The sequence below is a fragment of the uncultured Campylobacter sp. genome, assembly GCF_938030785.1.
GTDB lineage: Bacteria > Campylobacterota > Campylobacteria > Campylobacterales > Campylobacteraceae > Campylobacter_B.
In genome coordinates this window covers 46019-55446 of sequence record NZ_CALHIK010000004.1, presented here as the reverse complement: position 1 = coordinate 55446, position 9428 = coordinate 46019, and the positions used below count along the sequence as shown (strand labels likewise).

Below are 9428 nucleotides of genomic sequence, written 5' to 3'. Positions count from 1 at the left end.
CAAACGACACGATTATAAAGCGCAAGGTTGCGCCGCTTGAACTTGGCGATCTACCGCCGAAATTTGATCTAGGCGGCACGGGGGCGCGGCCGAAATCTATAACCTCGCTTTTAGGAGGTTGGTTTGCAAACACACCGTTATTGGTATTTGGTACGTTAAAGCCCGGCGCGCTTTGCGTATTAAAATTTGAACCGCCAAAATTTTGAACCTGGGCTTGGTTTGAAAAACCACCGCTATTTTCGTAATTATTAGTTATCTTAAATCCCGCAGAATCCTCGCTAGATAGCACGCCTACGTCGTTTAAATTTAAACTCGGGCGCTCCGAAGATTTTTGCGCATGCTTGGCGGCGCGAGTATCTTTTGGAGCGCTGATATTATAATCATCGCGCGATATGTTATTTTGCACCGCAAGATCGGCGCTTTGCTCCGCATGCGTATCCGAAGCGTAAGAGGAGTCTTTTTTATTCTCGATATTTTGATTTATACTCGCCATGCTCACGCTATCGCTGTCTTTAAGCAGCCAAAATATAGCGCCCATCGCCACCGAGATCAAAATCAAAAGTCCCAAAATCGTCTTGTCGAATTTCAGCACGAAATTCGGCTTAGATTTCAAAAAGGAAAACTGCTTTCTGTTTTTGTTATACTCTTCCCATTTTTTTTCAAGTTCGTTTACTTCGTAAAATTCAAGCATTTATTATCCCCGAGCCTATCGCTGCCATCTCTATAATTTTATTATTAATCTGCGAAAAACTAATTTCCGTAGGTTTGTTTACTTCATAATACTCAAAAAGCTCATACATCTTATACATAAGCTTGTTGATGTTTCTCATATTGCCGTCCGTTAAATTTAAAATCAAATCGAAATTATCGTCGCTAAACATAAAATAGTATTGTTGAAAGCCGTGAAGCACAAGCTTCTTTTCAATATACAACTTGACTTCGCCTAAATTTGAATTAGGAAGCTCGATACTCTCCCAAATTCTAGTTTTAAAATAATCCTTTGCGAGGCGATCTTCCTCGTCCGTCTTATGAACCGTAAATAAAAATTTAAATAGTCTCGTATCCGCCATAAGGCGAATTTTTTCTATTAAATTTCCAGGATACAGCTGAGCTTCGTCGAGCAAAATAACGACCTGCTCTACCGCACCCACATTGGTAGAGATCCCGAATCTCTCTCTATAAATCCGCATAAAATTTTCATAATTATCGATCGTCTCGCTAGGAGTGGAATGAAAAATCTGCGAATAAAGCTCTAAAAAAAATTCCTTCTCATCAAAAAATGGCTGCGGCATAAACACTATCCTTACCTTTTTCTCAAGATCGACCTTGATCTTATTGAGCAAAAAGGTCTTACCGCAGCCCGGTTTGCCATAAAAAAGTATTAGCTTTAGCGGTTTTTGCAAAGCATTTAAAATTTTATGATACGCAAGGGTCGATTTATCGAGATTAACGAAGTCCGAGACTTCGTTATCCTCAATAAATATCTCCTTGATCGCCGTATAGTTATTACTCATTTTCGTAGATAGATTTTGAGTAACCTAGCTCTTTAAGCGATGTAGCAAGAGGAGCGTTAGTACTGTCGATAATACGCGGCGTAACGACAAAGATAAGCTCGGTCGTAGTCAAATGATCGGCAGTACTTTTAAACAAATTTCCGATCAATGGAATTTCCGCCAGCACCGGAACCCTGGTATTATTTTTAGCCTTGGTTTGACCAATTAAACCGCCTAGAATTATAGTATCGCCATTATCAACCCAAACTACACTCGAAATTTTCTTTTGTAAAGTATCTGGTGCAATCTCTCTAATTGTCGTTTGTCTCGCATCATCTTCCGAATACTTAAAGCTACTTAAAGACGGATTGATTCGAAGCATAATTCTATTATCGTCTGAAATCTCAGGTAGAATATTAAGCAAAATACCGATGAATACGGAATATTGCGTATAGGTAACGCTGGTTGTTCCGCTTAGGGTATTATTATTAGTGCTTTGCTCCTGAACTCGATAATTTATCGTATCGCCGACAGATATGATGGCGGGCTGATTATTCATCGTAGTAACTTTAGGGCTAGATATAACCTTCGACTTTCCTTTCGTCTCTAGAAAATTGATAAGTCCATCCAGCTTGAAGTTTAAATTTGCGCCGATAGCCCATGCGCCATTGGTGCCGCTTGCCTTACCGTTATAGGTCATGCCGCCAGCACCATTGTTTAAACCGGCGTTTCCGCCTTGGTTATTCATATATATCGTTCTTGAAGAGGAGTTTCCAAAGTTAAACAAACTAGGAGTACCCCTATTGTCTAGGTATGTATTAAATCCTAATTGAAATGCGCTCCAATCGATACCGGTAGTATATTCGTTATTCAACTCAACGGCAATAATATTGACATCAAGCAAGACCTGCCTACCTAACCTTTTTTGCATACCGTTAATATATCTTTCAACTCTAGCAATCTGAGATTTCATTGCAGTTACTGTAACCAAACCGGCATTTTGGTTTATGATAGGCGCAACAGCTACATATTTTTCAGTACCGTTATTTAATATTGAAGTAACCTCGTCACTAATCTTTTCCCAAAAGTCAAATTTTTCTTTGGTTTGGATCATATTGTCTTGTTTGTTTTTATCATCTTCTTCATCACCAATCTCGATAGGCGCAGAGTCTACCGATGATTTGGTGACTGCAGTTCCTTCACGGATCGATGTAATATAATCCACTTTAAACGTCCTGGTCTCCAAAGCGGAAATTTTTAAAACGCCGTTGGAATACTCATAGCTTAGATTATTTTCTGAGATCAGAAGATTAAAAACTTCACGCAAAGAAAGATCTTTAATGCTTATGCCCTGAATCGACTTAGATAGCTCCTCTTGAGCGATAGCATCCTTAGCTACTACCGAGAATTTACACATATCCGATAGCTGAGCCAGCATCTCATTTAGCGTAACGGTATCGTTAATCTTTATATTTAGCGCCTTTCTATCGCAACCGCTCGAAGCGGGAGCGGCATACAAACTAGTAGCCGTAACAGACAAAGCAAGCATAGCAACTATACTAAGCTTCTTACTTATATGTAATAGTGACATTTTTATTTCCTTGTTTTAGTGTTAGTTCGACTTTATTGTCATCGTCGTTGGCAATAATAACGCTGTTGCCCGTTATCTGCATAATTTTATATGAGCCTACATACTCGCCCAAACCGTACCACTTATCATTCAACTTGACTTTATCACCCATAATGCCTACCAGCTGATAACCGAGGTCTACTTGCTGGTTAACCTCTTTAGGCACGTTGGCTTCCTTCGGATAAAAAGGATCTTGCAAAGAAGCTATTTGAGCATCGCTGAGCCCTACCCTAGGTTTGCTAAGATCATCAAATATCGCATCATATTCGGCTTTATAGGAATAAACGTTACCTACGGGAACCACAGTTTGATTGTTATCAACAGCAAATAGCATCGTCGATAGCAATAAAGAGTATACAAATAACTTTTTCATTGATAATTTACTCCCCAGATAGATATACCGATACTTCCACCGATTTTACCGTTTTTGGTAGCGTTTATATCCATCTTATTTACATCTACGATCATCTCTGATTGCTCGATTAAATTAATATATCTAAGTACGTTCGGAAAAGCTCCTTCAAATTTAACATCTATATCAAGCAAAGCCTCGGGTTTAAAATTTTGTTCTACGCTAGGTGCTCTTCTATCGCTGTGAATAGCATAAATTTTAATATTGTTATTCTCTGCAATGGTAGATAAGCTATCCATAAAAGTAGCCCAATTCTCTTCGTTGTAAGTAAGCTTTGAAATATCTTTAAGCTTGCCGTCTATATAATTCCTCTCCTCAATAATATTATTGCGAGCAACTTTTTCCTCATTTAGCTTATCGCGCAACCTCTGAACAAAAGCATCGGGATCCCCCTCAAAAGGTCCATTATATTCGTCTTGAGCTTTTTGAAGACTATTTGTAGCCTTTTCCAAATAGGTTTCGCTGTCTTGTAAATATCTATCTGCAGGATCACCAAGGATAAGATACACAATCAAACATGCTACTGCCAAAGCCGCTAAAAAATATGTATTTGCGCTCGTTCCTTTGGAGGCAAACCATTGATCAAGTTGATCTAATGAACTTTTTCTTTTCATTATCGAACCTCCACACTGATATTACTATCGTAAAAGACGGTCTTATTACCCTCTTGCAATGCAATCGTCTTAGTATCTACGCCATATGGCTCTTTTTTACTGATATCCTCCAAAAGCTCAGTCATCTGCTTATCATTTTTAGTTCGCACCTGAATGGTAAGCGTTCTATTTTCGTCGCCAATTCTAACCATATTGCCCTTATTTTTAACCACCATATTGGTTAGATCAAAAATAGAAACGCCCTTCATGGCATAGTTATTCTTTTTATCAGAAATAGCATGTATCAAACTTTTTCTATCGGCCAATTCTTTATTTCTTTTAGCCGCATCCTCTCTCACTGCTTTTGTCTCCTGCTCTATCTGATCTCGCTGAGTTCTAGCGGGAGATAGTTTAGCTTCCACTTCTTGATATTGGCTGGTCTTGTCACTAGCCACCATATTATTATAATATCCATAGCCGAAGTTATACGCAGGATATGCAGCGCCTAATAAGCAACCGAGCAAAAAGTAACCTATGAGTTTACCGGTTGATCTTTGAGCTAAAGGCGGTGGCCTCATAAACGGCGAGTAGTTGTGATCGTCGTCTTTGGTAGCCAAATAATCCTGGCCGACTAAAAACATCAACACGTCTAATTGAGTTAGCGGATATTCCTTCGCATTGATAGCGATGCTGAAGTTAAAATCTCTATATCTTAGCTTCAGATTGTTTTCTACAAAAACCTCTATCGCAGGAATTTTACCGATATCCGTTCCGACATAGACGTTTTGGATATTAACGTTATAAATTTTGCTAATACCGCCCAACACGTCATTGATATAATAAAACATATCATCGAAGATCTGTATCATATAATCGCGTTCGGTCGGATTTTCTAAATTTATACCTTGATTAGAGAGCAGTCTGTAGAAGTTTTCTTCATCTATCCTGCTGCCGATCAGCTCGACATATTTCTCGTGCAAGAATTTTAGATTGTATCTTACCTGGCGGGATTGAAAATATTCGCCATTTTGATACACTACTAAAAATGCATCATTTCGTTGCAAATATATGAAACAATCGATTCCGTCTCGGGTCAGAACGCCTCTATTATACAAGCCCTCGTACAAAAACGGAGCCATTGCGATGTAATCGATGTAGTTAGTCCTAGCAGCGATCGCATCAAATTCAGAAGTGAGTTTGGCATTATCTACGACGAAGACGTTAAAAATTCTATCGTCACCGGTAGCGCCTATTACCTCACTATAAGTGATTTTGTAATCCAAAGCGGTGTCAAGCCCCAGCTCCTCATACACCTTAACGACAATCGCATCTAAAAGATCCGCGTCCTCTACCGATTTGCTTATCTCGACCGTCGTAGTCATTATATCCTTATACGGAATATATGAGACATAAGTTTCCTTCGCACGATTCGCTTTTGAGAAGTCGTGCTCGAAAACTTCATTCTCACTTAGACCGAATATGGTTTGCGTGACTTTGTTAATCGCAACAATCGAACTAGCATTTTTACTATTCTTTGCCATAACACTCCACTTCCAAATGAAATTTTCTACGCTGCTAATACTAATAGAAATAAAATAAAATGTCAATAGATAAAATCGGTTTTCACCACAAATTCGTCATTTTTCCAGCTTTTTTTTACAAAAACTGTTAATTTTAAGTAAATTTTGACCTTAGAAAAATTTGAAATTAACTTTTTGGCTCGAATTCCGATCCGCTTGATCGCCTCGCCGTTTTTGCCGATCAACATCTCTTTGTGCGAATTGCTGTCCGTTATGATCCGCGCATATACCGAGATCAGACCCGGTTTTTCCACTACTTTTTCCATCACGACGTCGCTGCAATACGGGATCTCGTCGCTCATACTCTCAAAGATCGCCTCAAGTATGAAGTCGCGGTAAATTTCGCGCTCATTCGTCGCGCTTAAAATTTCAGGATCATAAAAGTACTCGTGCTCGGGCAAAATTTTACAAATTTCATCCAAAACCTGCTTTTTATAGACCTTTTTTTTGATGCTAACGGGGATTATCGCCTCAAATTTATCGGTAAATTTTTGATATTGCAGCAGCCGTTGCACGATCTTTTCGTCGTTTACTTCATCAATTTTGGTTAAAATCACGATGTGTTTCGTGCCTGAGTTTGAATTTAAAAATTTTTCATATTCTGCGGTACCGTCGTGCACCGGCGCCAAAAACAGCACCAAATCGCAGCCCTCAATCGCTCCGAGCGCCACTTCGACCATCAGTTTATTCATCAGCTTGGCGCTTTCGTGCAGCCCCGGCGTGTCCGTGAAAATCACCTGATCTGCGCCGTTCATCGCGATGCCGTTAATCTTGCGGCGCGTGGCGTTGATTTTGTGCGAGACGAGCGAAATTTTCTCGCCGCAAAGATAGTTTAACAGCGAGCTCTTGCCCGCATTCGTCCGCCCGATGAGCGTTACAAATCCGCTTTTCATATTTTCCTTAAATTTATAAATTTATCTTGCAACCGCAGCACTAAGCCCTTACGGGTAAATTCTAAAAATCTCGTTTTGTGCAGGCCGGCTCCGCACGAGCGTCGAAATTTTAAAATTTCAAGCTGCACGGTAGCGCTAAATTCCGCCCCCCTAGGCGCAGAATTTTATCTACTTCAAATTCTGCGCGCCATAAATTTTACGGCTTCATAAACTAGCAGCGAAATTTTAAATTTCATCCCACGACTACATTATATATAACCCGCACCGCGCAGAATTCAATCATCCTTGAAATTTTACAGACTTAAAATTTTAAAGCATCGTCAAATTTAAAAGGACGAAATTCTGCGCATTTTAAAATTTCGCTAAATTTCGCGCCCTAAATTCCGGCGCTTTGCAAATTTTAAGACCGCAGAATTTCACTATCCGCAAACTTCCGCGGCTCCGCAGAATTCTAAGAGTAGCTGCCGCGCCGCCTTATAAAATGTATTTCGCCAGATCCTCGTCGCTTGCGATGCCTGCGAGCTTTTCGCTTACGAGCTTTTCATCCACGACGATCTTTTGCCCTTTAAACTTATCCGCTTCAAAGCTGATATCCTCAAGCACCTTTTCCATTATCGTATGCAGCCTTCTAGCGCCGATGTCTTCGACTTTTTCGTTCGTGCTTGCCGCAAATTTCGCGATCGCTTTAACCCCGTCCTCGCTAAATTCCAGCTCCACGCCCTCGGTTTTTAAAAGCGCCGAGTACTGCTTAAGAAGCGAATTTTTAGGCTTGGTTAAAATTTCGCACAGCGCCGCCTCGTCTAAGCTGTCAAGCTCGACGCGAAGCGGGAAGCGCCCCTGAAGCTCGGGTATGAGATCGCTCGGCTTGCTGATATGAAAGGCGCCCGCGGCGATAAAAAGGATGTGATCGGTGTCGATATTGCCGAATTTCGTGCTTACGCTGCTGCCCTCCACGATCGGAAGCAGATCGCGCTGCACGCCCTCTTTGCTCGGATCTTGCCTGCCGCTATTACCGCTTGAAACCGCCACCTTATCGATCTCATCGATAAAGATAATGCCTTCGTTTTGCGCGCGCCTAACGGCTTCGGCTTTGATGCTCTCCATATCCAAGACCTTCTCGCTAGCCTCGTTTTTAAGGGCAACTTTGGCGTCTTTGACCTTCATCTCTTTTTTGCTTTTGCGCGTCGAAATTCCGATTACTTTGATGAAGCTTTCCTGCATATTCGCCATCTCGGGCGGTAAATTCGGATTTGATTCAAGCGCGTTTTCGCTTACTTCAATCTCGATGCTAAGATCGTCCAGATCGCCGCGCTCGAGCTTAGCCGCCATCTTTTCGTAGCTTTTTTCATAATCTGCGATCTTCTCCTCACTCGCGCCGCGCGGAAGCGGCGGAAGGACTTTTTCTAAAATTTTACGCTTGATATAATCATCGATCTTGTCTTTGTTCTTTTCAAATTCCTCGCCGCGCACTAAATTTACCGACGCGGCGGCCAGATCGCGCACCATGCTCTCCACGTCGCGCCCCACGAAGCCTACTTCAGTATATTTGCTAGCCTCGACCTTGATAAAAGGAAGCCCAAACATCTTCGAAAGTCTGCGCGCGATCTCGGTCTTACCTACGCCGGTAGATCCGATCATCAGGATGTTTTTGGGCATCACCTCGTTTTTCATCTCATCTTCAAGCGCCATTCTGCGATAACGGTTTCGCAAAGCCACCGCTATCGTGCGTTTGGCGCTATTTTGTCCGATTATATATTCGTCTAATTTCTCTACAATCTCTCGTGGCGTCATCATCTCTTTTCGTCCCAAATTGCGTATGTTTTGATGTTTTCATTCGTGTAAATGCAAATCTCGCCCGCGATCTTAAGGCTTTGCTTTACGAGCTCTTCCTCGTCTAGGCTTGCAAATTTATCCAAAGCTCGCGCCGCGCTAAGAGCGTAATTTCCGCCGCTTCCGATCGCCGCGATCTTGCCGTCATCCGGCTCTACCACGTCGCCCGTGCCGCTAAGCAGAAAGATATTTTTGCGGTCCAGCACCAGCATCATCGCTTCGAGCTTTCGCAGATACTTATCTTTGCGCCACTGCTTGCTAAATTCTATCACGGCCCTTAAAAGATCGCCCTTTGCGCCATCTAAGCACTTCTCAAACATATCAAAAAGATTAAACGCATCGGCGGTGCTGCCTGCGAAGCCCGCCAAGACGCCCCCATCTTTGCCGATCTTTCGAATTTTAGTCGCATTGCCTTTTAAGACGGTGTTTCCGAATGTCACCTGCCCGTCGCCGCCGATGACGGAGCCCTTCGCGCCTTTATAAGCTAAAATGGTAGTCGCTTCAAACACTAGCCACCTCTATCTCAAATTTAGCGCTTATACCGTGCTTTAGCTTGGCATTTACGTCGTAGATCCCGGTCGTTTTGATGGCTTCGGTCTCTAAAATTTTCTTATCGATTTCGATCCCCTTTTGCTCTTTTAGTGCGGTTGCGATCTCATCTTTGGTCACCGAGCCGAAAAGCGCGCCGCTCTCGCCCGTCTGTTTTACGATCTTTACGCGGATCTTAGCTAGCCCCTCGGCTAGTTTCTGCAGGCTCGCGACCTCGTATTTTTCAAGCTCGGCTTGCTTTTTCTTATCCGCTTCAAATTTACGCAAAACCTCCGTCGTAGCGGCTTTGGCATAACCTTTGCCGATTAAGAAGTTATTGCCGTAGCCGTCCTTGACCTCCTTTACCTCGCCCGCCTTTCCGAGCCCTTTAACGTCTTTGATCAATAATACTTTCATCCATTATCCTTTTAAATTTAGCTTTAAATTTATAAACGCGGGCGGATCTGAA

10 protein-coding genes are annotated in these 9428 nt (G+C 42.1%); all 10 read right to left on the bottom strand.

Annotated features, from left to right (window positions below; all coding sequences use genetic code 11):
* Window positions 1-691: hypothetical protein (locus tag Q0438_RS00475; protein ID WP_299186095.1), on the bottom strand; the 691-nt coding region annotated here is incomplete at its 3' end.
* Window positions 684-1514, bottom strand: coding sequence for an ATP-binding protein (locus tag Q0438_RS00470; protein WP_297915632.1), 831 nt, complete (start codon window positions 1512-1514; stop codon window positions 684-686). The genes Q0438_RS00475 and Q0438_RS00470, both read right to left, overlap by 8 nt.
* Window positions 1507-3084, bottom strand: coding sequence for a pilus (MSHA type) biogenesis protein MshL (gene mshL / locus Q0438_RS00465; protein ID WP_299186091.1), 1578 nt, complete (start codon window positions 3082-3084; stop codon window positions 1507-1509). Before mshL ends, Q0438_RS00470 begins: the two co-directional genes overlap by 8 nt.
* A complete protein-coding gene (locus tag Q0438_RS00460) occupies window positions 3062-3496 on the bottom strand; it encodes a hypothetical protein (protein ID WP_299186088.1) in 435 nt (144 codons plus the stop codon). The genes mshL and Q0438_RS00460 overlap by 23 nt, the downstream gene beginning before the upstream one ends.
* Window positions 3493-4149: a hypothetical protein gene (locus Q0438_RS00455; RefSeq protein WP_299186085.1), complete on the bottom strand. Its 657-nt coding sequence runs from the start codon at window positions 4147-4149 to the stop codon at window positions 3493-3495. The genes Q0438_RS00460 and Q0438_RS00455 overlap by 4 nt, the downstream gene beginning before the upstream one ends.
* Complete coding sequence (locus Q0438_RS00450) at window positions 4149-5669, bottom strand: hypothetical protein (RefSeq protein ID WP_299186082.1); 1521 nt, start codon at window positions 5667-5669, stop codon at window positions 4149-4151. Before Q0438_RS00450 ends, Q0438_RS00455 begins: the two co-directional genes overlap by 1 nt.
* 62 nt (window positions 5670-5731) lie before the next feature.
* The gene (gene era / locus Q0438_RS00445; protein ID WP_299186080.1) at window positions 5732-6601 is read right to left on the bottom strand and encodes a GTPase Era; all 870 of its coding nucleotides are present in this window, start codon (window positions 6599-6601) and stop codon (window positions 5732-5734) included.
* A gap of 474 nt (window positions 6602-7075) precedes the next feature.
* Window positions 7076-8395, bottom strand: a complete 1320-nt coding sequence (gene hslU, locus Q0438_RS00440; RefSeq protein WP_299186079.1) for an HslU--HslV peptidase ATPase subunit — start codon at window positions 8393-8395, stop codon at window positions 7076-7078.
* Window positions 8392-8940, bottom strand: a complete 549-nt coding sequence (gene hslV, locus Q0438_RS00435; RefSeq protein WP_297904003.1) for an ATP-dependent protease subunit HslV — start codon at window positions 8938-8940, stop codon at window positions 8392-8394. The genes hslU and hslV overlap by 4 nt, the downstream gene beginning before the upstream one ends.
* Complete coding sequence (rplI, locus tag Q0438_RS00430; RefSeq protein WP_299186075.1) at window positions 8933-9376, bottom strand: 50S ribosomal protein L9; 444 nt, start codon at window positions 9374-9376, stop codon at window positions 8933-8935. The genes hslV and rplI overlap by 8 nt, the downstream gene beginning before the upstream one ends.
* Window positions 9377-9428 lie beyond the last annotated feature (52 nt).